Here is a 23,929-nt window from a genome sequence, read left to right as displayed (position 1 = left end):
GTGGGACAATGCCCGCCACTTTATGAGCCAGCCCCGAACGATCCGCCCATGACTGTCCCTCGCACACCCCGACCTGCCCGCCAGAAGCCCAAGCTCGCCCCCGAGGCCAAAGCGCCCCGCGAGAAAGCCAGCCTGCATCCACGCAATCGCCATCAGGGACGTTATGACTTCCCGGCATTGATCAAGAGCACGCCCGAACTGGCGCAGTTCGTGATCATCAACCCCTACGGCAAGGAGAGCATCGACTTTGCCAGCCCTGAAGCGGTGCGGGTGTTCAACCGGGCGCTGCTCAAATCCTTCTACGGCATCGCCCATTGGGATATCCCGGCTGACTACCTGTGCCCGCCGGTGCCAGGGCGGGCGGACTACGTACATTTCCTCGCCGATTTGCTCGCCAGCCACAACGCAGGTGAAATCCCCCGTGGGGCTGCGGTGAAGGTGCTGGACATCGGCACCGGTGCCAATTGCGTCTATCCACTGATCGGCTACAGCGACTATCGCTGGCATTTCCTCGGTTCGGAGATCGACCCGACCGCGATTGCCTCGGCCAAGACCATCGTCCAGTCCAATGGCTTGGACAAGGTCATTCGGCTGCGCCAGCAAACCAATCGCAAGCAAATCTTGCTGGGCCTTTTGGAGAACGCCGAACGGTTCGACCTGACGATGTGCAATCCGCCGTTTCACGCCTCCCTGGAAGAAGCGACCAAGGGCAGTCAGCGCAAATGGCGTGCGCTGGGCAAGGCGGACCCGAAGCGCAAGTTGCCGGTGTTGAACTTTGGCGGCCAGGCGGCGGAGTTGTGGTGCGAGGGTGGCGAGGCGCGTTTTGTCACGCAACTGATCAGCGAAAGCGCCCAGGTGGCGGGTCAAGTGCTGTGGTTCAGCACCCTGGTGTCGAAGGCGTCCAACCTGCCGGCCATCGAGACAGCGCTCAAGAAGGCGGGAGCGTTGCAAAGCCAGGTGGTGGAGATGTCCCAGGGCCAAAAACAAAGTCGCTTCGTGGCCTGGACCTTCCAGGACGACGCGCAACAGCAAGCTTGGCGCCAGTCGCGTTGGGTTCGCAAGGACTAGAAAGCACAGTTCCTCAGTTTTCCAAGGCAATAAAAAACCGTGCCCGGATCGCTCCGCGGCACGGTTTTATCAAGCGGTCTTACTTGTTGACCGCGTCGGTCAGGCCTTTGGCCACAACCAGCTTGATCACTTTCTTGGCCGGGATTTCGATGGCTGCGCCAGTCGAAGGGTTGCGACCGGTACGGGCAGGACGCTCGGTGACTTTCAGCTTGCCAACGCCTGGCAAGGTCAGTTCGCCGCCGTTTTCCAGCTGATCGGCAACGATTTGGCCCAGTTGGTCCAGCAGTGCACGCACGGTAGCTTTCGGTGCGTCTACAGCTTCAGCCAAATCAGCGATCAGTTGGTCTTTAGTAAGAGCCATGTAGTGTTCCTTCCCTATCAAATTCATATGGATTGCAGAGTGCAGTGTCAGCCATCGAGCCCGATCTATCTGATCAGCCGCCCTCGGTCATTACCACGACGGATCGGGGTAATAGATGCCGAAATCCGGGTTTGGTTCGACCTGACAAATGCTGAATGCACGCTTAACGCAGTGACATCGCGTAAGACCGGGCAAAACTAGCACAACGCCTGTGAAATATCCGCCTCTACCTACCCAAATGGTCAGCTTTATTGCGCTAAATCGGTAAAAAAATGCTCTCAGGGTGTCGGAAGGGTCTGAAAGGCCCTTCGACGCGTTGCAAAACCAGTGATTGCGGTACACTGGGCCCTTTTCGGGGAGCGCGCACTCCCCTCTTTCATCAGCCGAGAAATCCATGCCGATCCGTCATTGCATCGTCCACCTGATCGACAAAAAACCCGACGGCACGCCTGCTGTGCTCCACGCCCGCGACTCCGAACTGGCCGAGTCCACGGCCATCGAGAACATGCTCGCCGATCTCAACGAAAGCTATAACGCCAAGCAAGGCAAGGCCTGGGGGTTCTTCCACGCCGAGTCCGGGGCGCATCCGTTCAGCGGCTGGCTGAAGGAATACCTGGACGGCGGCAAGGACTTCACCGCCTTCAGTCGCGTAGCGGTGGAGCATCTGCAAAAACTGATGGAAGAATCCAACCTGTCGGTGGGTGGCCACGTGCTGTTTGCGCATTACCAGCAGGGCATGACCGACTACCTGGCCATCGCCCTGCTGCACCACAGCGAAGGCGTGGCAGTCACCGATGAACTGGACGTGACCCCGTCCCGTCACCTGGACCTGGGCCAGTTGCACCTGGCGGCGCGGATCAATGTGTCGGAATGGCAAAACAACAAACAGTCCAAGCAGTACATTTCGTTCATCAAGGGCAAGAACGGCAAGAAAGTCTCGGAATACTTCCGTGACTTCATCGGCTGCCAGGAAGGCGTCGACGGCCCCGGCGAGACCCGCACCCTGCTCAAGGCCTTCAGTGACTTCGTCGAGAGCGAAGACCTGCCGGAGGACGATGCCCGGGAAAAAACCAAGACCCTGGTGGACTACGCCAGCAGCCAGGCCAAGCTCGGCGAGCCCATGGGCCTGGAAGAACTGTCCGAGCTGATCGATGAAGAGCGCCCGAAAGCCTTCTACGATCACATCCGCAACAAGGACTATGGCCTATCGCCAGAAATCCCCGCCGATAAACGCACGCTCAACCAGTTCCGCCGCTTCACCGGCCGCGCCGAAGGCTTGTCCATCAGCTTCGAAGCGCACCTGCTGGGCTCCAAGATCGAGTATGACGAGGAGGCCGGCACGCTGATCATCAAGGGCTTGCCGACATCCCTGACGGATCAGCTCAAGCGCCGTAATTGAGCACTCCCTGTGGGAGCGAGCTTGCTGGCTCCCACAAGATCATGCGTTGTTCATCGAGCCTCGCCCCTGAAGCCAAACCGCGGAAAGTGCACGTGCACCACCCCGCCACGCTCATCCTCGCGCCGCAGAACCAATTCTTCGCTACCCGCAAACACCAGCTCCCCGGCCACCGGATCGACACCATAATCCGTCGCGGCGATGGTCACCTGCTGCCCCGCCACAAAGCCATTCGGGTCATTGAACAGTTCATCCGGCAACGCTGCCGGCGTGGCGTTGCGAGCTACGTCCAACGCCTCTTCGGAACTCATCTCTTTCGGCGCGCCATGACCAAAGCCCAGCACCCGTGCGAGCCAGGCCGATACGGCCGGGTACTCGTCCACCAACGGTGAAGTGACGGGCGTGCCCTTTAAAAACCACAGCGGATGGGCCATGGCGAAGTCGGCTATGGAAGCATCGCCCAACAGGAAATCCCCCTCCTCACGCAGCAACTGTTGTTCAAGCCGCGCCATGATCGTCAGCCATTGGTGCTTGGCCTGTTCGGCGGACAAGCGCGTGGTCGTGCCGCCACTGAACAGGCCGGCGCGATCGCTGATGAATGCCTTGATGGCTTCAGGCGTCAGCCTGGCAAAGCGCACCGCCACCGATTCAGGCTGGAACACCAGGCTGACCGCATGCTGGAACACCACCGAATCGGCCCACGCCGCGAAGGACGCCGCGATCATTTCTCGGCCCTCAGGGAACAGCGCCGGCGAGGCTTTTTCCTGCTCCAACCGGCGAGCGATCAACGCCGTATCGCAGTAGATATCCGCGCCGATCTGCAACACCGGCGTCTTGCGGTAGCCGCCGGTCAAGGCGGTCAGGTCGGGCTTGGGCATCATCGCAGGGATGTTCACCGATCGCCAGGCCAGGCCCTTGAAGCCCATCAGCAGGCGGGCCTTTTCGGCAAATGGTGACGTCGGGTAATGGTGAAGGATCAGCTCTGACATGAGATTCGCCAATGCAGGGAAGAAGACCCGCACTGTAGCGTGACATCGGGCAACAGCCTACCCGCGTGATAAAGGCCTATCAGTGCGATTGATCCGGCGCCGTCGCGCTGGCCACCAGGCATTCCTTGGCGCTTTTCCTGAGTTTCTTGATCAGCCGCTCCTGACGCAGGGCCTCGCCCTTGTCGCGACAGGCCTCGGTGTACACCAGCGCCACCGCCGGGCTGGAAAGAAAGAAGCGTGCGCCTTTGCCGCTCTGGTGCTTGGCGAAGCGCCGTACCGGATCATCACTGATGCCGCAGTACAGCGAGCCATTGGCGGCCCGTACCAGATAGACGAACCAGGGCTTGCCCGGCTCGGTCGCCTCGGGCACGCACAGGTCGGAAGATTCGTTGGCGGTCGTCACAGATGTTCAGCAAGCAGGTAGGAAACAAGCCGCGATCTTATCAGCGACTGGCCTGGAACGCCCGCAGCCCCTTGAGCGCCTGGGCCCTGACGGCGTTGCGCACCAGCGGCGTCCAGCCCAGCAGCAGGCCCTTGGTGCCCAATGCCTGGCGGGACCAGCGCCACAGATCGAAGCTGTCATGGTGCTCGCAAATCTTGCCGTCGCGGAAGACAAAACGCGCCTGGATATCATTGACCACGATATTGCCGGTCTGGCTGAACAGGTACGTCGCCACCCAATGCGCGCCGCCGGTCCGCTCGTCGCTGCGCACGTTGTCGAAGGTCAGGGAAAAATCCTTGGCCCGAGTGGTCAACATGCGCCACATGTCCCCGGCATCACGCCCGCGCAGTTCGCCGAATGCCGGATCGCTGAACACCACGTCGTCGGTGTAGCAATCGCTCATGGCTTCGGCATCCAGGCGCTGGAAGGCCTGGTAGAAGCGGGTGATCAGGGCATTGTGGGCATCACTCATGGACAGGCTCCGGAAAACGGTTCGATAGGCCTGCACGATAATCTGCCACCGTCGGGAAGACCATCGTCATTCGCCATGAAAATGATATCAACGAGACTCGGTGACTCTTTCACTGACCACACCCACATACAGCGCCCGACCGGCCCCGATTCCCGCGATGATCGCCCCCAGGCCAATCACACCGAAGATCCAGCCCAGGGCACTCCAGCCTCCGGTCAAGTCGTGGACCAGGCCCACCGCGAAGGGCCCCAGCGACGCGAGCGTATAGCCGAACCCCTGGGCCATGCCGGACAGGTTGGCGGCCACATGGGCGTCGCGCGAACGCAACACGATCAGGGTAAGCGCCAGGCTGAACGTCGCGCCCTGCCCCAACCCCAGCAATATCGCCCAGCCCCACAAACCATCGATGGGTGCGTAAAGGCAACCGAACAAGCCACCCAGGGTCATGAGCATGACGACAACAATAGCCAGCCGCTGGTCCTTGCCCCGCGTCGCCAGCCAAGGCGCACTCAGGGAACTGATCAACTGCACGATGACCGACCCGGACAGCACGAGCCCGGCCTCGGTCGGGCTCAGCCCGCGACCGATGAGAATCGACGGCAGCCAGCCGAATACAATGTAGGCCAGGGACGATTGCAGCCCCATGTACAAGGTCACTTGCCAGGCCAACGGATCACGCAGCAAGCCCCGGACCCGGTAAGCCACCTGATGCGCACCGTGTTTCTGGCCGACTTGTGGCAACCAGAACATTGCCGCCAGGAGCGCAGGGGCTACCCAGAAACCCAGGCCCAAGGCCCAGCTGCCGCCGAGGTGCTGGCTCAGCGGCACCGTCGCCCCTGCCGCCATCGCGGCGCCCAGGCACAGCGCCATGGTATAGACACCGGTCATGGCGCCGGCCTGCTTGGCGAAGTCGCGCTTGACGATGCCCGGCAAAAGCACGCCGATCACACCGATACTGGCGCCCGCCAGGATGCTGCCGGCGAACAAGCCGAACTGGCCGAACGAGCTGCGCAGGACGATCCCGCCAGCCAGCGTCAGCAAGATCCCCAACACCACGCGCTCGGCACCAAAACGCCGCGCCAGCACCGGCGCCAGCGGCGCGAACAGGCCCAGGCAAAGCACCGGCAACGTCGTCAACAACCCCGCTTGCGCGGCCGACAGGCCAAGGCTTTTTGAAACATCACTGAGCAGCGGCGCCATGCTCGACAGCGCCGGACGCAAGTTCAGCGCCACCAGAATCAACCCAAGCAGCAACAGCCAGGGACGTCGTACCAACGGGTGGCTCTGCTGGGCCTGCTCGTCGTCGGCTTCGGCGTCGATCAGCAGTTCTTCGAGTTCGGCGGCGCGTTTGTGCGTCGTCGCCGTGGTGCGGTCAAGCGAATCGCGGGACATGGAAAGCTCTGGTTCAGGGTTCATTGATCAACTGCCGGCAAAGGGCCTTGGCCCGCTCCGGGTCCTGGCTTTCGACGGCTTCGAGGATTTCGACGTGCAGGTCGAAAACATGTTGATGGCGGGGGATGATGTTGAGGCTCTGGCGCAGCTGTGCGCCAATAACGCTGGAAAAGTAGCGATAGAGTTCGCTCAGTGCGGGGTTGTGCGCGGCATCCACCAGCAGACGGTGAAACACCAGGTCGCAGGCGATGTAGTGCTCCAGGTCGCCGTGGTAATGCTCGCCGCTGGTTCGCAGCGCCTGGCGCAACGCAAGCAAATCCTCATCGGTGCGCCGCAGCGCCGCCAGGCCAATGGCCTCTACTTCCAAGATGTGCCGAGTTTCCCGGGCCTGTTCCAGCGAACAGCGCGACAGCACCTTGAGAGTATCCAGCGGATCGACCACCGCCCGCACGTAGCTGCCGTCGCCCTGGCGGATCTCGATCAACCCGGAAAACGCCAGCACGCGCATGGCTTCGCGCACCGTGTTGCGGCTGATCCCCAACTCCGTCACCAGTTCCGGCTCGGTGGGCAAGCGCTGGCCGACGGCCCACACCCCCTCGCTGATTCGGCGGCGCAATTGCTCCAGGGCCTGATCGACCAAGGAGCGTTTCATTAATGGAGAAATATCTGACATAGAGTCCGCCCTTTCATCCAATCATAGGATGAATTTTCTGACATGTTAGTCAGCTTCGCGTAGGACAGCAACCGCCTAGGGTCAATGAGAGAAAAAGAAGCGAGATTTTCGATTGATCAAAATTACCCTTTAAGGGTAATTTTAAGGACAAGGCACACCGTTCCATGGAAAAGAACACACCCCATTACGCCTTGGTGGCGATACAGGCGGATGTCAGGCGGCTTAAAGGGAAAGCTTTCACCAGCACTGCGAAGAACACTGCTCGGACGCTTGGTCTAAGCGTCTCGGACATGCAGCAGGTCATCCATGGGCTTGAGCGAAAACAATTCTACAAATCGATGACCACCTATGACGATCATCGAGTCTGGCATGACGTCTACTACGCCAATTCACACGGTCTGCAGATTTACCTGAAGGTGACGTACCGCCCCAGCGGAGGCCCTCAGGTAATTTCCTTCAAGGAGCAAAACTCATGAAACACCAGCAATGCTTCAGCTGTGGTGCCCCGGAGGGCATGTTGCATTTCGAAGGTCGCGGCGAAACCATCAGCGTCAAGGGACTGGAACGCCGGGTCGATGACTTGTCTGGCTGGGAATGTCAGATGTGCGGCGAAGTCGAGCTCGATTCAAGCTGCTCGGATCGCTACGACCACGCAGGTGATGAGCTGGTCAATGCGGCCAGGGGGATGATCGGCGAAGAGATCAAACGCATCCGCCGCAAACTGCAGTTGTCGCAAAAAGAAGCGGTGTCGTTTTTGTCAGGTGGTGGGCACAACGCGTTTTCCCGCTACGAACGCGGTGAGGTATTGCCATCAAAAGCGTTGGTGCTGCTGATGCGCCTGCTTGATCGCTATCCGCATTTGCTTGCAGATGCACGAGCCCTGGCTGAAGGTGCGGACTTGAGAGGATTCAAGACTACGGTGCACAAAGAGCACGAAACCCTCACGACTCACTGAGTCCGCTGCAAAAAAATAAACCCGGACAAGTCCGGGTTTATTTCACTGCCTAGCGCCGATCAATGCAGGATCTGGCTCAGGAACAGCTTGGTGCGGTCGTTCTGTGGGTTGTCGAAGAAGTCGTTTGGCGCTGCCTGTTCGACGATTTCACCCTTGTCCATGAAGATCACGCGGTTGGCTACGGTACGGGCGAAGCCCATTTCGTGGGTCACGCAGAGCATGGTCATGCCGTCTTCAGCCAGGCCGATCATGGTGTCGAGTACCTCCTTCACCATTTCCGGGTCGAGGGCCGAAGTCGGCTCGTCGAACAGCATGATTTTCGGTTTCATGCACAGGGCACGGGCAATCGCCACACGCTGTTGCTGACCGCCGGAGAGCTGGCCCGGGTACTTGTGCGCCTGCTCTGGAATGCGTACGCGTTCCAGGTAATGCATGGCGATTTCCTCGGCCTTGCGCTTGGGCATCTTGCGCACCCACATCGGCGCCAGGGTGCAGTTCTGCAGGATGGTCAGGTGCGGGAACAGGTTGAAGTGCTGGAACACCATGCCGACTTCACGGCGGATCGCTTCGATCTGCTTGAGGTCGTTGGTCAGCTCCACGCCATCGACCACGATGCGACCCTGCTGGTGCTCTTCCAGGCGGTTGAGGCAGCGGATGGTCGTGGACTTGCCGGAGCCCGACGGGCCGCACAGCACGATGCGCTCGCCCTGCTTGACGTTCAGGTTGATGTCTTTCAACACGTGGAACTGGCCGTACCACTTGTTGACGCCCTGCATCTGAATAATGCCTTCAGGGCTCACAGGCTGTTTGATCGCTTCACTCATGAGTCAACTCCTAACGCTTGTGGCCAGTGTCCAGCTTGCGTTCCAAATGCATGGAATAGCGGGACATACCAAAACAGAAAATCCAGAACACCAGGGCGGCGAACACATAGCCTTCGGTGGCCATGCCCAGCCATTTCGGGTCGGCGGCAGCTTGTTTCACGCTGTTGAGCAGGTCGAAGAGGCCGATGATGATCACCAGGCTCGTGTCCTTGAACAATGCGATGAAGGTGTTGACGATCCCGGGGATTACCAGCTTCAGAGCTTGCGGCAGGATCACCAGGCCCATGCTGCGCCAGTAACCGAGGCCCATCGCCGCAGCCGCTTCGTACTGGCCCTTGGGAATCGCTTGCAGGCCACCGCGCACCACTTCGGCCACATAGGCCGACTGGAACAGGATCACGCCGATCAGCGCCCGCAGCAGCTTGTCGAAGTTCATGCCTTCTGGCAGGAACAACGGCAGCATGACCGAGGACATGAACAACACCGTGATCAACGGCACGCCGCGCCAGAACTCGATGAAGGTCACGCAGACCACGCGGATCGCCGGCAGGTTGGAACGACGGCCCAGGGCGAGGACGATACCCAGCGGCAAGGCGCCAGCGATACCGACGGTGGCGATCACCAGTGTCAGCATCAGGCCGCCCCACTGGCTGGTCGCCACGGTATCCAGGCCCAGCACGCCGCCGTGCAACAGGCACCAGGCGATGATCGGATACAGCACCAGGAAGCTCAGGCCGTAGACCGCCTTGCGGGGGAAGCGCGAGATGAACAGCGGCGCAACACCGATCACAGCCAGCCATACCGTCAGGTCGACGCGCCAGCGCAGGCCCGTCGGGTAATAGCCGTACATGAACTGGCCGAAGCGCTGCTGGATGAACACCCAGCAGGCGCCTTCCTTGGTGCAGTCGGCCTGGGTGGTGCCGACCCAGTTGGCATCCAGGATCGCCCATTGCAGGATCGGCGGGATGATCAGGTAGATCAGGTAGAACGCAAACAGCGTCAACAGCGTATTGAGCCAGCTGGAGAACATGTTTGCGCGCATCCATGCCACCACACCGATGCTGCTGCTCGGAGGGGGCATGTCGGGTTTGAAAGTATGGGATGTCATGCGCGTTTCCTCACCGCTCGATCAGCGCAATGCGCTTGTTGTACCAGTTCATCAGCAAGGAAATGCTGATACTGATCGCCAGGTACACGCTCATGGTGATCGCAATCACCTCGATAGCCTGGCCGGTCTGGTTCAACACCGTGCCGGCAAACAGCGAAACCATTTCCGGGTAACCGATACCGGCCGCCAGGGAAGAGTTCTTCGCCAGGTTCAGGTATTGGCTGGTCAACGGCGGGATGATCACACGCAGGGCTTGCGGGATGATCACCTTGCGCAGGGTCGGGCCGTTGCGCAGGCCCAGGGAGTGGGCAGCTTCGGTCTGACCGTGACTGACCGACTTGATGCCCGAACGCACGATCTCGGCGATGAACGCCGCGGTGTACACCGTCAGTGCCAAGGTCAATGCCAGCAACTCGGGAATCAGTACCCAGCCGCCGACGAAGTTGAAGCCCTTGAGCTCCGGCATTTCCCAGTGCACAGGGGCGCCGAAGACCAGGGCGCACAACGCCGGGATCACCAGGAACAACGCCAGGCCCACCCAGAATTTATGAAACGGCTCGCCAGTCGCTTCGAAACGCTTGTTTGCCCAGCGGGTCATCAGCACGATGGCGACAATCGCCAGCACGACGCTGATCACAAATGGCCAGAACCCGTCCGCCACCAGCGCGGCCGGCATATTCAGGCCCCGGCTGCTGACAAAGAAGGTGTCGCCGAAGTTATGGGCGGCGCGCGGCCCCGGCATGGTCAGGAACACCGCGAAGTACCAGAACAGGATCTGCAACAGTGGCGGGATGTTACGGAAAACCTCCACATACACCGTTGCTAGCTTGGCGATGATCCAGTTTTTCGACAGTCGGGCCACGCCGACAATGAAACCGAGAATCGTCGCCAGGATCACGCCGATAAACGTCACCAGCAGTGTGTTGAGCAACCCGATGACAAAGACGCGGGCATAACTGTCCGCCTCGGTGTAGTCGATCAGGGTTTGAGCGATGCCAAAACCGGCACTGCGCTCCAGAAAGCCGAAACCGGAAGTGATGCCCCGGTGTTCCAGGTTGGTTTGTGTGTTATCGAACAGAAACCAGCCCAGCGAAATAACCGCCACGATGGTGACGATCTGAAATACCCACGCACGCACTCGTGGATCGCTGAGGCTGAGCCTCTGCTTAGGTGCGCCGATTGAATTTTGCATGAAGTGCCCCGCAAGGAATGGAACAGAACATCACCCGGTGGTTGGCCCACCGGGTGATAGAACCATCAGCGCACTGGTGGTGCGTATTGAATGCCGCCTGCGTTCCACAGAGCGTTCAGACCGCGATCGATCTGCAGCGGGGTGTCCTTGCCGAGGTTGCGCTCGAACATTTCACCGTAGTTGCCGACTTGCTTGACGATCTGCACGACCCAGTCTTTCGGCAGCTTCAGGTCTTTACCGTATTCACCGTCAGCGCCCAGCATACGGGCAACGTCCGGGTTCTTGGTGGACTTGGCTTCAGCTTCGACGTTCTTCGAAGTCACGCCTGCTTCTTCAGCGTTGAGCATGGCGTAGCCAGTCCAACGCACGATGGCCAGCCACTCGTCGTCGCCGTTACGCACGACCGGGCCCAGTGGCTCCTTGGAAATGGTTTCTGGCAGAACCACGTAGTCCTTCGGCGAAGCCAGCTTGCTGCGCTGGGCGAACAGTTGGGACTTGTCGGAAGTCAGCACGTCGCAACGACCGGATTCCAGCGACTTGGCGCTTTCATCGGAGGTGTCGAAAGTGATCGGGGTGTACTTCAGGCCGTTGGCGCGGAAGTAATCGGACACGTTCAGCTCGGTGGTGGTACCGGCCTGGATGCAGATGGTCGCACCGTCCAGTTCCTTGGCGCTCTTGACGCCCAATTTGCTGTTGGCCAGGAAACCGATGCCGTCATAGTAGGTGATGAAGCCAGGAAACTTCAGGCCCATGCCAGCATCACGGGAGCTGGTCATGGTGGAGTTGCGCGACAGCACGTCGATTTCGCCCGACTGCAGCGCGGTGAAGCGCTCCTTGGCGTTCAACTGGCTGAACTTGACCTTGGTCGCGTCACCGAATACCGCTGCGGCCACGGCGCGGCAGAAGTCAGCGTCGATACCGACGATCTTGCCGGTGGAATCAGGCACCGAGAAGCCCGGCAGGCCATCACTTACACCACATTGCACAAAACCTTTCTTCTGCACGGCATCCAGGGTTGCACCCGCCTGAGCGAACCCGCTGACACCGAGGACTGCTGCTGCAGTCACGACTGCCAGGGTGGATTTCAGTAACTTCATTCAAACCTCCAGTTTTGCTCTTGTTGTGTCGGAGCTCGAGCCCTGTCGCACCCTTTTGAGGCATTGCCGACCCTTGTTGGCTTTTTTTAGGGTCAACCGACGTCTGGGCCTTCGCTATGAGTCTATTAATGAGAGCGCCCATAAACAGCGGCCTGCTCACTTCTCACCAATCGGCCGAACGGGCTGTAGCCCTTCACGTTCGCGAAGCCCGTAGCGGCTATTGGCGAACATCCATCACCGGATTTCTGATATCCCATGCGTCGCGTCGAGCTGATAGTGTTACCGCGCAGCGTAAGAATCATCACTCGGCTAAACCAATAGCAAAGCCCGTACCACACCGCTGCGCTTGTCCCTTACTGAGAACGTCAAGACAAAAAGTTGTAGCATTGCGACATGTAATTAACTGAGGCGCCAGGCGCGCACCGTAAACACGCACCGATTGAGCGCGCCCGCACATTTTTGGAGCACACCATGACCGACCCCTTGATTCTCGAGCCCCCTGGCACCGCCGACGCGTGCGTAATCTGGCTCCACGGCCTGGGTGCCGATCGATATGACTTCATGCCGGTAGCCGAAATGTTGCAGCAAAGTCTGCACACCACGCGTTTCGTCTTGCCCCAGGCACCGACCCAGCCCGTCACGATCAACGGCGGTTATGCCATGCCGAGCTGGTACGACATTCGCGCCCTGCGCCCGGCCCGAGCGATTGACGAAGACCAATTGGAAAGCTCGGCACAGCGAGTCATTGACCTGATGAAAACCCAGCGAGCCTGCGGAATAGACGCTTCGCGAATCTTCCTCGCGGGTTTTTCCCAGGGCGGCGCCGTGGTCTATCACACAGCGTTCGTCAAATGGCAGGGGCCGCTGGGTGGCGTGATCGCCCTGTCCACTTATGCCCCAACGTTCGGCGAAGAACTGCAATTGTCGGCGAGCCAGCAACGCATTCCGGTGCTGGCGCTGCACGGACAATACGATGAAGTGGTACTCAACCCGATGGGCCGGACTGCGAAGGAGTATCTGAAGCAGCATGGTGTCACCGTGACATGGCGAGAATACCCAATGGGCCACGAAGTGTTACCCGAGGAGATTCGCGACATCGGCACCTGGCTGGCCGAGCGGCTGCGCTAAGAGGCCAATCGCCACGTCAACGCTTTGATGAACACACTACGCCGCGCCCGTTTCTTGCATTACACTGGCCGGCGTACATTCCTTAACCAATCGATGAGATGACCGTGCTCAAAGCACTCAAGAAGATGTTCGGTAAAAGCGAGGCCGAGCAGCTCGCGCCTGTTTCCAGCGCGCCAGTCCAAGCCCCGAGCCGCACCGATGCGCAACAACCGCGCCGGACCGCTCCGCCGGTTGCGCAGGCAAAAACAACGCCCACGACCTCCCCCGCTGCCCAGCCCGTCGCCGCACCGGCCGATGAAAAGCCACGCAGCGAAGCGCCAAGGCCACGCCGCGAACGCGCACCAAAACCGCCCGTCGTCGCCTGGAAGCTCGAAGACTTCGTCGTGGAACCCCAGGAAGGCAAGACCCGCTTCCACGACTTCAAGCTCGCCCCCGAATTGATGCATGCCATCCAGGACCTGGGTTTCCCTTACTGCACGCCGATCCAGGCGCAAGTGCTCGGTTACACCCTCGCCGGCAAAGATGCCATCGGCCGCGCCCAGACCGGCACCGGCAAGACCGCCGCGTTCCTGATCTCCATCATTACCCAGTTGCTCCAGACCCCGCCGCCCAGGGAACGCTACATGGGTGAACCGCGGGCACTGATCATCGCGCCGACCCGCGAGCTGGTGGTGCAGATCGCCAAGGACGCCGCCGACCTGACCAAGTACACCGGCCTGAACGTGATGACGTTCGTGGGCGGCATGGACTTCGACAAGCAGCTCAAGCACCTCGAAGCCCGCCACTGCGACATTCTGGTCGCCACGCCGGGCCGCCTGCTGGACTTCAACCAGCGCGGCGACGTTCACCTGGACATGGTCGAGGTGATGGTGCTGGACGAAGCCGACCGCATGCTCGACATGGGCTTCATCCCGCAGGTGCGCCAGATCATTCGCCAGACCCCGCCGAAAAGCGAACGCCAGACCCTGCTGTTCTCCGCCACCTTCACCGAAGACGTGATGAACCTGGCCAAGCAATGGACGACCGACCCGGCCATCGTCGAGATCGAAGCCGAGAACGTCGCCAGCGAAAACGTCGAACAACACATCTACGCAGTCGCCGGTGCCGACAAATACAAGCTGCTTTACAACCTGGTCAACGACAACGGTTGGGAGCGGGTGATGGTGTTCGCCAACCGCAAGGACGAAGTGCGCCGCATCGAAGAACGCCTGGTGCGCGATGGCGTCAACGCCGCCCAACTCTCCGGCGACGTGCCCCAGCACAAGCGCATCAAGACCCTCGAAGGTTTCCGCGAAGGCAAGATCCGCGTGCTGGTGGCCACCGACGTGGCCGGCCGCGGCATCCACATTGATGGCATCAGCCACGTGATCAACTTCACCCTGCCGGAAGTGCCGGACGATTACGTGCACCGTATCGGCCGCACCGGTCGTGCCGGGGCCGCGGGGGTTTCGATCAGCTTCGCCGGGGAAGACGACTCTTACCAGTTGCCGTCGATCGAAGCGCTGCTGGGTCGCAAGATCAGCTGCGAGATGCCGCCGACTCATCTGTTGCGACCGGTTGAGCGTAAGCGGCCTTAACCGCTTGACGAGACAAGAGGCGCAGCCCGCAAAGGCTGCGCTTTTTTTTGCCTGGGGATATTGCCCGATAAAACTAAAAGTCCATAATGGACAAATTAGTTTATACGAGACACTCGGAGCACACGATGACCAGCACGCCTCAAGTCATGACCCAAGCCCAGGCCCGAGCGCTGCTCGAACACGTCGATGTGCCGCAGATCCTGCGCAAGCTGTTCCGCGATCTCGCCGCCGGACAAGCAGTGCAACCAGCCCAGCAGTTGGTGGTTTTCCCTCAAGGCGCCGGGGACTTCATCAATTACCTGGGCGTGCTGGCTGGAGACCAGGTCTACGGGATCAAGACCTCGCCCTATATCGTCCGTGAGCAAGGCCCATTGGTTACCGCCTGGACTTTGCTGATGTCTATGCAGACCGGCCTGCCGTTGTTGCTGTGTGATGCAGCCCTGCTGACAACGGTCCGCACCGCCGCGACGACCGCCGTTGCCATCGATGCCCTCGCTCCCCTCGAGGCCAAGCGCCTGGCGGTAATCGGCAGTGGCGCAGTGGCGCGCGCCCATGTGCAGTACGTCAAGGGACTGCGGGATTGGCAGGGCATCAGTCTCTATTCACCAAGCCTGAGAGACCGGGCACCTGAAGATCTCGCGCTGATCACCGGCCTGGACCCACGCCTGCAGATTTGCGACACCCTTGAAGCCGCGCTACATGACGCCGACGTGGTGATGCTCTGCACCTCGTCCGCCAAAGCGGTGCTTGATCCACAGGCCCTGGTTAAACCTGCGCTGATCACCTCCATCAGCACCAACGCCCCACGCGCCCATGAAGTGCCGCCCGAGCGCCTCAACGATATGGACGTGTTCTGTGACTATCGTCAGACCACTCCGGGCTCGGCCGGCGAGATGCTGATCGCCAGCGAGCAACATGGCTGGCAGGCATCGAGTATCGTCGGTGACTTGCCCGACCTGCTGAGCGAACGGGTGGCGCAGCCGAACTACGAGCGCCATGTGTTCTTCCGCTCCATCGGGTTGGGGCTGGAAGATGTTGCGCTGGCGAATGCGCTGTATCGACTTCATAACTGACACCACTGTAGTCCCGGCGGGATTTCAAACTCTCCGGCACCGTGTTCGACAGGAGCGCTCCATGACACAAGCAGACTTCATCATCATCGGCGGCGGCATCGCCGGTGCCTCCACCGGCTATTGGCTCGCGCCCCACGGCCGGGTCATTGTGCTCGAACGCGAAACTCATCCGGCCTACCATTCCACCGGACGCTCGGCGGCGCTGTACACCGCCGCTTATGGCACGCCACAGGTAAGGGCGTTGACCCAGGCCAGCCGGGATTTTTTCGACGCCCCGCCAACCGGTTTCTGCGAGCATCCGTTGCTCACACCACGCGGCGAGATGACTGTGGATTTCACCGGTGACCCGACCGAACTGAACAACCAATACCTCAGCGCCAAGGCCACGGTGCCGCAGATGCAGCTGCTCAGCGCCGAAGAAGCCTGCGTGCGGCTGCCGATATTGCGGCGGGAAAAAGTCCACGGCGCGATCTATGACCCCACTGCCTGTGACATCGACACCGATGCGCTGCACCAAGGTTATTTGCGCGGCATCCGTCGCAGCGGCGGCGAGGTGCACACCGACAGCGAAGTGCTCGACTTGATCCGGGACGATCAAGGGCAATGGCAGGTCAGGACCGCCAGCCAGACTTTCTGCGCGCCCGTGCTGATCAACGCGGCCGGCGCCTGGGCCGACCAAGTGGCCGAAATGGCCGGTGCGCCCAAGCTGGGGCTGCAACCAAAGCGGCGGGCAGCATTCATTTTCGCCGGCCCCGAGGGCGTGGACATTCATGACTGGCCGATGCTGGTGAGCCTCGACGAGTCCTTCTACATGAAGCCGGACGCCGGCATGTTCCTCGGTTCGCCCGCCAATGCCGATCCCGTCGAGCCTCACGACGTACAGCCCGAAGAGCTGGACATTGCCATGGGTATCTACCAGATCGAAGAAGCGACCACCCTGACCATCCGCCGCCCGACTCGCACCTGGGCCGGACTGCGCAGTTTCGTGCACGACGGCGATCTACTGGCCGGTTTCGATCCACATGTGCCCGGCCTTTTCTGGGTCGCGGCCCAAGGCGGCTACGGCATCCAGACCTCCCCCGCCATGGGCCAGGCCAGCGCGGCCCTGGTGCGCGGAGAACCATTGCCCGAACCCTTGGCCCGTTTCGGCCTGAACGCTGCGATGTTGTCACCCGCACGCCTGGGCGGACCTTCACCAAGGTGACGCATCTCCACGATTGCGGCACACTCCCTCGCGCCCCTGCTTCACGGGGCGCTGACTGCCTGGAGTCCTGTCATGAATGCCCCGCAAGCCGATCCGGCACTGGATAATTTCCGCACTATCGCCGATGCCATCGCCACGCTGTTCTATCCCCACGCTGAAGTGGTGTTGCATGACCTGCGCACGCAACGGGTCGATTACATCGCCAACAACCTGTCCAAGCGCGAAGTGGGCAACGACTCGTCCTTGGAAGACATGCTCAGCGAAGACGTCAGCGAACGAAACATCGGGCCATACGAGAAGTTGAATTGGGACGGCCAGAAAATCCGCAGCCTCAGCAGCGTGCTGCGAGACGCAGACGGCCACCCGCTGGCGGTGCTGTGCATCAACCTGAATATCTCGCTGTTTGAAAACGCCAAGGCAGCGCTGGACCTGTTCCTGTCACCGAGCAAGTTGATTGCACAGCCGGACTCGCTGTTTCGCGATGATTGGCAGGAGCGGATCAACACCTTCCTCCACGCCTGGATGCGCGAGCGTCAATTGAGCCTGAACCTGCTGAACCGCGACCACAAGCGCGAGCTGGTACTGGCACTGCATGCCGAGGGTGCATTCAAGGGCAAGAGCGCGTCCAACTATGTGGCGAACGTGCTGAACATGGGGCGGGCGACGGTGTACAAACATCTGAAGGAGTTGAAGGGCTGAGGTTTGTGTCGCATGGCCTGACGCCTTCGCGAGCAGTCTCGCTTCCACATTTGATTTTGTTGCACACAAATATCGTGCACGACGCAAATTCCTGTGGGAGCTAACCTGCTAGCGAAGGCGATGTATCAGTCTCCGTAGATATCCGACTTGAAATACTTGGCCTGGATCTTCTGGTACTCGCCATTGGCCCTAATCCCGTCGATGGCCGCGTTCAAGTCCGCCACCAGTTGGGTATTGCCTTTGCGCACCGCAATCCCGGCACCCTCACCGACGTATTTCGGATCCTTGAGCTCCGGCCCGACAAACGCGTAGCCCTTGCCACGAGGCATCGACAGGAAATCTTCCAGCGGGATCGTGTCGGCGAAAATCGCGTCCAGGCGCCCCGACGCCAGATCCATGTAGATTTCTTCGTTATTGCTGTAGCGCTTGACCGTCACGCCTTTTGGCTCGAAGACTTCCGTGGCGAAACGATCCGTGGTGGTGGCCCGCTGCACGCCCACGGTCTTGCCCTTAAGGCTGGCGTACTGGTCATCGACTACAGCGCCTTCCTTCATTACCAGCCGCGACGAAGTGAAATAGTACTTGTGGGTGAAATCCACCGACTTCTTGCGCTCTTCGGTGATGGTCATGGACGACAGCGCCAAGTCGATCTTCTTCACCTTGAGGGACGGGATCAGTCCGTCGAACTCCCCTTCGATCCACTCGCACTTGACCTGCATCTGCGCGCACAAGGCATTGCCTATGTCGTAGTCGAAACCTTCGATCTTGCCTTCCGAGGTCTTGGAAGCAAACGGTGGATAAGCGGCCTCGATACCGATGCGCAAGGTTTTCTCGGCGGCGAACAGACTGCTGGAGGCCAACAGGCTCAAGGCCAGGCCGGTAATGAGGGGGAGTTTCTTCATGGTCGTTCTCTCGCGGGTTGTTGTTGGTTTGGCAGAGAAAGGTGGACGCGACTACTTTGTACTTATAAATCCATACTGGACTTTAATGTACACGTCGTCAATTGGATAAACAGGGGAATGCGATGGGAGGCTGCTCGCGAATCGCGCATTCGCAAGCAACAAAAGAATGACAGGCTGCCTACTGCTTCCAGCGATCCGCCGCCGCATGATCACTGTCCCGCCCTTCCACCCAGCGCGGGCCGTCGACGGTGTTTTCCTTCTTCCAGAACGGCGCACGGGTCTTGAGGTAATCCATCACAAAGGCGCAGGCGTCGAACGCCGCCTGGCGATGGGCGCTGGCAGCGCCGACAAAAACAATCGGCTCACCCGGCTCCAGGGCGCCGATGCGGTGCAGCACTTCGAGCTTGAGCAATGGCCAGCGCTGCTCGGCCTCGATGGCGATCTTGCCCAGGGCTTTTTCGGTCATGCCCGGGTAATGCTCCAGGAACATCCCCGACACATCGAGACCGTCATTGAAATCACGCACGTAGCCGACAAAGCTCACCACCGCTCCCACGCCGACATTGGCCGCGTGCATCGCATTGACTTCAACTCCCGGATCGAACGGCTCGACCTGCACACGAATGGCCATGGTTCAGCCTCCGGTCACGGTGGGGAAAAACGCGACTTCGTCACCGTCTGCCAATGGTTCGTCGAGCTGGCACAGCTCTTCGTTGCGTGCGCACATCAGGTTTTGCTCCTTCAGGACCTCGGCGCCGTCGCGCTGCGCAAGCAACGCGCGCACATCCTCGACGGTGGAAAAATCGCCTTCGACCTGTACCGAATCCACGCCAAGCGCTTCGCGATAGCGCGCAAAAAATTTCACGATGATTTTCATGGGGCATCCGCCTGGAAATGGCCGCTCTTGCCGCCGAGTTTTTCCAGCACCCGCACGCCTTCGATGGTCATGGCACGGTCCACGGCCTTGCACATGTCGTAGATGGTCAGCGCGGCGACGCTGGCGGCGGTGAGCGCTTCCATTTCCACACCGGTCTGCCCCGACAGTTTGCAACGGGCAACGATGCGCACGCGATCCTCACCTTCGGCATTGAGCTCGACCTTGACGCTGGTGAGCATCAGCGGGTGGCAGAGGGGAATCAGGTCGCTGGTTTTCTTGGCAGCCTGGATACCGGCAATACGGGCAACGGCAAATACATCGCCCTTGGGGTGGCCGCCACTGACGATCATTTGCAGGGTGTCGGGCAGCATGCGTACAAAGGCTTCGGCGGTGGCTTCACGGAAGGTCACGGCCTTGTCGGTCACGTCGACCATGTTGGCGCGACCTTGGGAATCGAGATGAGTCAGCACAGGGTTACTCCTGATCAGGAGCAAGGATTGTAAACCCGTGGGTCAGATTCCGGCAGGGCTGATTGTCGCACCCACGTCCATCCTGGATCTGCAAGCTCGCACACAGGGAATTGCCAGCAGCCATAAAAAACCAGGCAACGGTGAGGTTGCCCGGTTCTGATGAATCAATTACAGATGAGACTCAGCGTATTCGGCCAGGATCGAGCGCGGTACGCCTTGCAGGGTGATGTGGACGCCGTTGGGGAAGTCCTTGAAACGTTCGGTCAGGTAGGTCAGCCCGGAGCTGGTCGCGGACAGGTAAGGGGTGTCGATCTGTGCCAGGTTACCCAGGCACACCACTTTGGAACCGGCGCCGGCACGGGTGATGATGGTTTTCATCTGGTGCGGGGTCAGGTTCTGGCATTCGTCGATCAGGATCAGGCTCTGCTGGAAGCTGCGACCCCGGATGTAGTTGAGGGATTTGAACTGCAACGGCACTTTGCTGAGGATGTAGTCGACGCTGCCATGGGTGCTTTCGTCGTCCATGTGCAAGGCTTCGAGGTTGTCGGTGATTGCGCCCAGCCACGGCTCCATTTTTTCCGCTTCGGTGCCGGGCAGGAAGCCGATCTCCTGGTCGAGGCCCTGCACGCTGCGGGTGGCGATGATGCGCCGGTAGCGTTTGCTGACCATGGTCTGCTCGATGGCGGCGGCCAGGGCCAGGATGGTCTTGCCGGAGCCGGCGGCGCCGGACAGGTTGACCAGGTGGATGTCCGGATCGAGCAAGGCGAACAGCGCCAGGCTTTGGTAGATGTCACGAGGCTTGAGGCCCCATGCCTCTTGATGCAACAGGGGTTCCTGATGCAGGTCGAGAATCAGCAGTTTATCGACCTGGATTTCCTTGATCCAGCCGACGAAGCCTTGTTCGTCAATGATGAATTCGTTGAGGTGCACCGCCGGCAGGTTGTCGATCAGTTGCACCTGGTGCCAGGTGCGCCCGTGGTCCTGACGGGTTTCGACCTTGCTTACGCGGTCCCAGAAGGAGCCGGTCATCGTGTGATAGCCGTTGGGCAGCAGCGACACGTCGTCGACCAGTTGGTCGGTGCTGTAGTCCTCGGCCGCTATCCCGCAGGCGCGGGCCTTGAGGCGCATGTTGATGTCTTTGGTCACCAGCACCACGGCTTGGTCCTTGTTGCGCGCGTGCAGGTCGATCAATTGGTTGATGATGATGTTGTCGTTCAGGTGTTCGGGCAGTACCAGGTTGGGCTCGGTGCGCTTGCTCATCAGGATCGAGAGCAAGCCCTTGGGACCGCTTTTGCCGCGCTGGATCGGCACGCCCAGCTCGACGTCTTCGGGAGAGGCGTCCCCCAGGGTCTTGTCGATCAGGCGGATCGCCTGGCGACATTCGGCCGCCACGCTGTGATGCCCGCTCTTGAGCTTGTCCAGCTCTTCAAGGACGGTCATCGGAAGGGCAACGTGGTGTTCTTCGAAGTTCAGCAGCGCGTTTGGATCGTGGATCAATACGTTGGTATCGAGTACATACAGGATTGGCTGGTTGGAGGAAGGGCTACGTCCGTGGTCATCCATACTCGGTCACCTTTGTGGGGGCCATTCGACGCAATACCGTGACAGTGCTGCGCCTCGAGGTAGCCACCGAATTCACCCGCGACGATTCGGGCGAACTGCACACAATCTGGGTCTTGGAAGACGCCACCTGTGTTGCAGGTTTCGGCGGTCTGACTTCTTGATACTCCAAAACACATGACAGGAAAAAGCACTTTGACGCTTTTTTGAAGTTTATTTTTCAGAGTGACGAATAACCCTTGGCGTACCGCTGCCGCACCGTTAAAGTCGGAAGTCGGGTCGCACCGAATGCGTGCCAGAAAACCCGTCCTGCCCAATGTTTCCGGGACCTTCGTCCCTCAGCGAAACGCGTCCTGACAATCCTCCCAACCGATCCCGCTTTGTGCCGTTTGCGCAATGAGCCAGGGCAGCGCGGTTTTCACTGCGTCCTGCTTGGCGTTGAAGTTGATCACGCCATGGCGCCACAACAGCATGAGGGTCAGTGCTCGCTGGGCGCTCTGTTCGGGCTTGAGACGGTTCGCGCTGTCCTGGGGATCAATGTCCCACAGTGCCACTTGCAAACCCTGGGTCCGGAAAAACGATTGCGCATCGCCCCGGCGCTGGCCTTGGGGCGGGCGGAACAGCGGCACGAAGTTCTCCGGCAGCTTGCCCTTGACCAGATCGACGCTGCGCCGCACCGAATCCTGCCAATCCTGCCAGAAACTGTGAGAGCGAAACTCCCAGCCCTGCACGCCGACGCATTGCCGCGAATAAAGGGCCTGGAGATCGTTGACCGAGCGATCCGCAAGCCGCGCCTGGATATCCTTGCCCAGTACGAAGAACGTGCCGTTCATGTTCGATTTGCGCAGGTATTCCGTCAGCCACGGGGTGTTATCCGGCGCGACATTGGCGCCGCTGTCGAAGGTCAGCAAAAACAGCCGGTCGTTCATCTGCTCGCCGTTGCGCTCGTAATCGCCAAAACGCTCGACTTCGCTGCTGACTTGAGGGAACAGGGCCGCCTTGCGCAGCAGTTCATCCCGATAGTGGGTATGGAAGATCCGGCTCGGCTCGGCCCACTTGATGTAATACGAGTTGTCATCGAGCTGGAACCTGCCCGCCTCCTCCTTCAAGGTCCCCATGTCTTCGACCAGATAGCAGAAGGATGCGTCCAGTTCGCAACTTCGCTGGGCGAAGTTGTAGCTCGATAGCAGGCGTTGCCAAAGCCGCGCGCGCAGCGCGTCGACCGCCGCCATATTGACCGAGCGCAACCCAAGGTACTGCTTGAGCGCCACTTCATCCATGGCGTCGACGTCCAGCAACACCCGGGCGAACATCAGGATTTCGGCCCGCGAGGCGACATCGAACAGCGTCGGGTTGCCGAGTTGCTCAGGCCAGGTGCTGCGGTCCAGGGTGGCGACATCGTTGGGTGCGGCGACCGCAGCGAAACTCAACAACCAGGCCGACAGTAGAAGGACGATACGCAAAGGGGATGTCTCCATAACGAAACCCGCGCGGCATGATAGCTGATCCTGGTGTGACGCTCTTGTGCGACCGCCTCCTTCCTGATGAACCTGGCTTGCTCACCATCCATCCCCTATCAACCCAATAGCTGGAGTCCACCCGTACAACCCCCTAGAATCGCCGCACCCTCAAAGGAGACGTTTGCATGCTGATGGTGATTTCCCCCGCCAAGACCCTCGATTTCGAAACACCGCCGGCCATCGAGCGCTTCACCCTGCCGCAGTACCTGGACCATTCCCAGGAATTGGTCGAGCAACTGCGTGAACTGTCGCCGGCCCAGATCAGCGAACTGATGCACGTTTCGGACAAGATCGGCGGCCTCAACGCCGCGCGGTTCGGCAGTTGGAACCCGGCATTCACTCCGGCCAACGCCAAACAGGCGTTGCTCGCCTTCAAGGGCGACGTTTATACCGGCCTCGACGCGCAAAGCCTCGGTGAAGCCGATCTCGACTACGCCCAGCAGCACCTGCGCATGCTGTCAGGCTTGTATGGCCTGCTGCGCCCACTGGACCTGATGCAGCCTTATCGCCTGGAGATGGGCACGAAGCTGGCCAACGCCCGGGGCAAGGACTTATATGCGTTCTGGGGCACCCGCATCAGCGAATGGTTGAACGAAGCCCTGGCCGAACAGGGTGACGACGTATTGTTGAACCTGGCGTCCAATGAATACTTCACGGCGGTAAAACGCAGTGCACTGAAAGCACGCGTGATCGATACCGAATTCAAGGATCTCAAGAACGGCCAGTACAAAATCATCAGTTTCTACGCCAAAAAAGCCAGGGGCCTGATGAGCCGATTTGTCATTGAGCAGCGCATTGATGACCCCGCGGCACTCAAGGCATTCGACGTGCAGGGTTATCGCTACAACCCCGAACAATCGTCCCCACAAAAACTGGTCTTCTTGCGCGACCACGCCCCGCAATAACGCAACGCCTCTTTCAGGCCCCTATAAGGGGCCTCGATCACACCG

At 60.2% G+C, this 23,929-nt stretch carries 26 protein-coding genes; 10 read left to right on the top strand and 16 right to left on the bottom strand.

Features of this window, described 5'->3' with window-relative positions; translation table 11 throughout:
* Nucleotides 1-48 precede the first annotated feature (48 nt).
* Nucleotides 49-1,068: a 23S rRNA (adenine(1618)-N(6))-methyltransferase RlmF gene (gene rlmF / locus VQ575_RS05270; RefSeq protein ID WP_039591490.1), complete on the top strand. Its 1,020-nt coding sequence runs from the start codon at nucleotides 49-51 to the stop codon at nucleotides 1,066-1,068.
* Nucleotides 1,069-1,147: 79 nt separating this feature from the next.
* Here rlmF and VQ575_RS05265 read toward each other — a convergent pair whose 3' ends face one another.
* Nucleotides 1,148-1,429 (bottom strand): HU family DNA-binding protein, encoded by a 282-nt coding sequence (locus tag VQ575_RS05265; protein WP_039591491.1) that lies wholly within the window; start codon nucleotides 1,427-1,429, stop codon nucleotides 1,148-1,150.
* A 394-nt stretch (nucleotides 1,430-1,823) separates the two neighbouring features.
* Here VQ575_RS05265 and yejK point away from each other — a divergent pair, with 394 nt between their 5' ends.
* Nucleotides 1,824-2,828, top strand: coding sequence for a nucleoid-associated protein YejK (gene yejK / locus VQ575_RS05260; RefSeq protein WP_030139623.1), 1,005 nt, complete (start codon nucleotides 1,824-1,826; stop codon nucleotides 2,826-2,828).
* Between the two features lie 50 nt (nucleotides 2,829-2,878).
* Here yejK and VQ575_RS05255 read toward each other — a convergent pair whose 3' ends face one another.
* The 5 genes from VQ575_RS05255 to VQ575_RS05235 form a co-directional block, all read right to left on the bottom strand.
* Nucleotides 2,879-3,814 carry a glutathione S-transferase family protein gene (locus VQ575_RS05255; RefSeq protein WP_325919205.1) on the bottom strand — a complete coding sequence of 312 codons (936 nt, stop codon included), beginning with the start codon at nucleotides 3,812-3,814 and terminating at the stop codon, nucleotides 2,879-2,881.
* Between the two features lie 79 nt (nucleotides 3,815-3,893).
* On the bottom strand, nucleotides 3,894-4,217 hold the full coding sequence (locus VQ575_RS05250) for a GIY-YIG nuclease family protein (protein WP_039591501.1): 324 nt from the start codon (nucleotides 4,215-4,217) through the stop codon (nucleotides 3,894-3,896).
* Between the two features lie 40 nt (nucleotides 4,218-4,257).
* A complete protein-coding gene (locus VQ575_RS05245) occupies nucleotides 4,258-4,728 on the bottom strand; it encodes a nuclear transport factor 2 family protein (RefSeq protein ID WP_039591502.1) in 471 nt (156 codons plus the stop codon).
* Between the two features lie 87 nt (nucleotides 4,729-4,815).
* Entirely contained in the window at nucleotides 4,816-6,144 is a 1,329-nt protein-coding gene (locus tag VQ575_RS05240; RefSeq protein WP_411829931.1) for a CynX/NimT family MFS transporter, read from the bottom strand.
* Nucleotides 6,134-6,793, bottom strand: coding sequence for a FadR/GntR family transcriptional regulator (locus tag VQ575_RS05235; RefSeq protein ID WP_325919200.1), 660 nt, complete (start codon nucleotides 6,791-6,793; stop codon nucleotides 6,134-6,136). Before VQ575_RS05235 ends, VQ575_RS05240 begins: the two co-directional genes overlap by 11 nt.
* Nucleotides 6,794-6,957: 164 nt before the next feature.
* Between VQ575_RS05235 and VQ575_RS05230 the strand changes: the two genes are divergently transcribed.
* The gene (locus VQ575_RS05230) at nucleotides 6,958-7,269 is read left to right on the top strand and encodes a type II toxin-antitoxin system MqsR family toxin (protein ID WP_325919198.1); all 312 of its coding nucleotides are present in this window, start codon (nucleotides 6,958-6,960) and stop codon (nucleotides 7,267-7,269) included.
* A complete protein-coding gene (locus VQ575_RS05225; RefSeq protein ID WP_039591506.1) occupies nucleotides 7,266-7,748 on the top strand; it encodes a type II toxin-antitoxin system MqsA family antitoxin in 483 nt (160 codons plus the stop codon). The genes VQ575_RS05230 and VQ575_RS05225 overlap by 4 nt, the downstream gene beginning before the upstream one ends.
* 59 nt (nucleotides 7,749-7,807) lie before the next feature.
* Here VQ575_RS05225 and VQ575_RS05220 read toward each other — a convergent pair whose 3' ends face one another.
* The 4 genes from VQ575_RS05220 to VQ575_RS05205 all read right to left on the bottom strand — a co-directional run bounded on the left by VQ575_RS05220 (nucleotide 7,808) and on the right by VQ575_RS05205 (nucleotide 11,969).
* A complete protein-coding gene (locus VQ575_RS05220; RefSeq protein WP_003178331.1) occupies nucleotides 7,808-8,572 on the bottom strand; it encodes an amino acid ABC transporter ATP-binding protein in 765 nt (254 codons plus the stop codon).
* 10 nt (nucleotides 8,573-8,582) lie between these two features.
* Nucleotides 8,583-9,680 carry an amino acid ABC transporter permease gene (locus tag VQ575_RS05215; protein WP_039591507.1) on the bottom strand — a complete coding sequence of 366 codons (1,098 nt, stop codon included), beginning with the start codon at nucleotides 9,678-9,680 and terminating at the stop codon, nucleotides 8,583-8,585.
* 10 nt (nucleotides 9,681-9,690) lie between these two features.
* Nucleotides 9,691-10,872, bottom strand: a complete 1,182-nt coding sequence (locus VQ575_RS05210; RefSeq protein WP_039591508.1) for an amino acid ABC transporter permease — start codon at nucleotides 10,870-10,872, stop codon at nucleotides 9,691-9,693.
* Nucleotides 10,873-10,937: 65 nt separating this feature from the next.
* Nucleotides 10,938-11,969 (bottom strand): amino acid ABC transporter substrate-binding protein, encoded by a 1,032-nt coding sequence (locus VQ575_RS05205; RefSeq protein ID WP_039591509.1) that lies wholly within the window; start codon nucleotides 11,967-11,969, stop codon nucleotides 10,938-10,940.
* Nucleotides 11,970-12,440: 471 nt separating this feature from the next.
* On the opposite strand from VQ575_RS05205, the gene VQ575_RS05200 reads away from it, so the two are divergent.
* From VQ575_RS05200 to VQ575_RS05180, 5 genes are all read left to right on the top strand, one after another.
* On the top strand, nucleotides 12,441-13,097 hold the full coding sequence (locus VQ575_RS05200; protein WP_039591510.1) for an alpha/beta hydrolase: 657 nt from the start codon (nucleotides 12,441-12,443) through the stop codon (nucleotides 13,095-13,097).
* Nucleotides 13,098-13,195: 98 nt separating this feature from the next.
* Nucleotides 13,196-14,674: an ATP-dependent RNA helicase RhlB gene (gene rhlB / locus VQ575_RS05195; protein WP_039591511.1), complete on the top strand. Its 1,479-nt coding sequence runs from the start codon at nucleotides 13,196-13,198 to the stop codon at nucleotides 14,672-14,674.
* 125 nt (nucleotides 14,675-14,799) lie between these two features.
* Entirely contained in the window at nucleotides 14,800-15,747 is a 948-nt protein-coding gene (locus VQ575_RS05190; protein WP_325919196.1) for an ornithine cyclodeaminase family protein, read from the top strand.
* Between the two features lie 61 nt (nucleotides 15,748-15,808).
* Nucleotides 15,809-16,951 (top strand): NAD(P)/FAD-dependent oxidoreductase, encoded by a 1,143-nt coding sequence (locus VQ575_RS05185; RefSeq protein ID WP_039591513.1) that lies wholly within the window; start codon nucleotides 15,809-15,811, stop codon nucleotides 16,949-16,951.
* 72 nt (nucleotides 16,952-17,023) lie between these two features.
* Nucleotides 17,024-17,650: a helix-turn-helix transcriptional regulator gene (locus tag VQ575_RS05180; RefSeq protein ID WP_039591514.1), complete on the top strand. Its 627-nt coding sequence runs from the start codon at nucleotides 17,024-17,026 to the stop codon at nucleotides 17,648-17,650.
* Between the two features lie 125 nt (nucleotides 17,651-17,775).
* On the opposite strand, the gene VQ575_RS05175 is transcribed toward VQ575_RS05180, so the two are convergent.
* The 6 genes from VQ575_RS05175 to VQ575_RS05150 all read right to left on the bottom strand — a co-directional run bounded on the left by VQ575_RS05175 (nucleotide 17,776) and on the right by VQ575_RS05150 (nucleotide 22,922).
* A complete protein-coding gene (locus VQ575_RS05175; RefSeq protein ID WP_039591515.1) occupies nucleotides 17,776-18,552 on the bottom strand; it encodes an ABC transporter substrate-binding protein in 777 nt (258 codons plus the stop codon).
* Between the two features lie 178 nt (nucleotides 18,553-18,730).
* Complete coding sequence (moaE, locus tag VQ575_RS05170) at nucleotides 18,731-19,183, bottom strand: molybdopterin synthase catalytic subunit MoaE (protein ID WP_039591516.1); 453 nt, start codon at nucleotides 19,181-19,183, stop codon at nucleotides 18,731-18,733.
* Between the two features lie 3 nt (nucleotides 19,184-19,186).
* Entirely contained in the window at nucleotides 19,187-19,429 is a 243-nt protein-coding gene (gene moaD / locus VQ575_RS05165; RefSeq protein WP_045156824.1) for a molybdopterin converting factor subunit 1, read from the bottom strand.
* Nucleotides 19,426-19,899: a cyclic pyranopterin monophosphate synthase MoaC gene (moaC, locus tag VQ575_RS05160; protein WP_039591518.1), complete on the bottom strand. Its 474-nt coding sequence runs from the start codon at nucleotides 19,897-19,899 to the stop codon at nucleotides 19,426-19,428. Before moaC ends, moaD begins: the two co-directional genes overlap by 4 nt.
* 168 nt (nucleotides 19,900-20,067) lie before the next feature.
* On the bottom strand, nucleotides 20,068-21,462 hold the full coding sequence (locus VQ575_RS05155; protein ID WP_039591519.1) for a PhoH family protein: 1,395 nt from the start codon (nucleotides 21,460-21,462) through the stop codon (nucleotides 20,068-20,070).
* Nucleotides 21,463-21,797: 335 nt separating this feature from the next.
* Nucleotides 21,798-22,922 (bottom strand): polysaccharide deacetylase family protein, encoded by a 1,125-nt coding sequence (locus tag VQ575_RS05150; protein ID WP_198725704.1) that lies wholly within the window; start codon nucleotides 22,920-22,922, stop codon nucleotides 21,798-21,800.
* Nucleotides 22,923-23,104: 182 nt separating this feature from the next.
* Here VQ575_RS05150 and yaaA point away from each other — a divergent pair, with 182 nt between their 5' ends.
* Nucleotides 23,105-23,884 (top strand): peroxide stress protein YaaA, encoded by a 780-nt coding sequence (yaaA, locus tag VQ575_RS05145; protein ID WP_039591521.1) that lies wholly within the window; start codon nucleotides 23,105-23,107, stop codon nucleotides 23,882-23,884.
* The last annotated feature ends 45 nt before the right edge of the window (nucleotides 23,885-23,929 follow it).

Source organism: Pseudomonas frederiksbergensis, from assembly GCF_035751725.1.
GTDB lineage: Bacteria > Pseudomonadota > Gammaproteobacteria > Pseudomonadales > Pseudomonadaceae > Aquipseudomonas > Aquipseudomonas frederiksbergensis_A.
The sequence above is the reverse complement of the archived record's forward strand: the minus strand, read 5'-3'. Positions and strand labels throughout refer to the sequence as shown.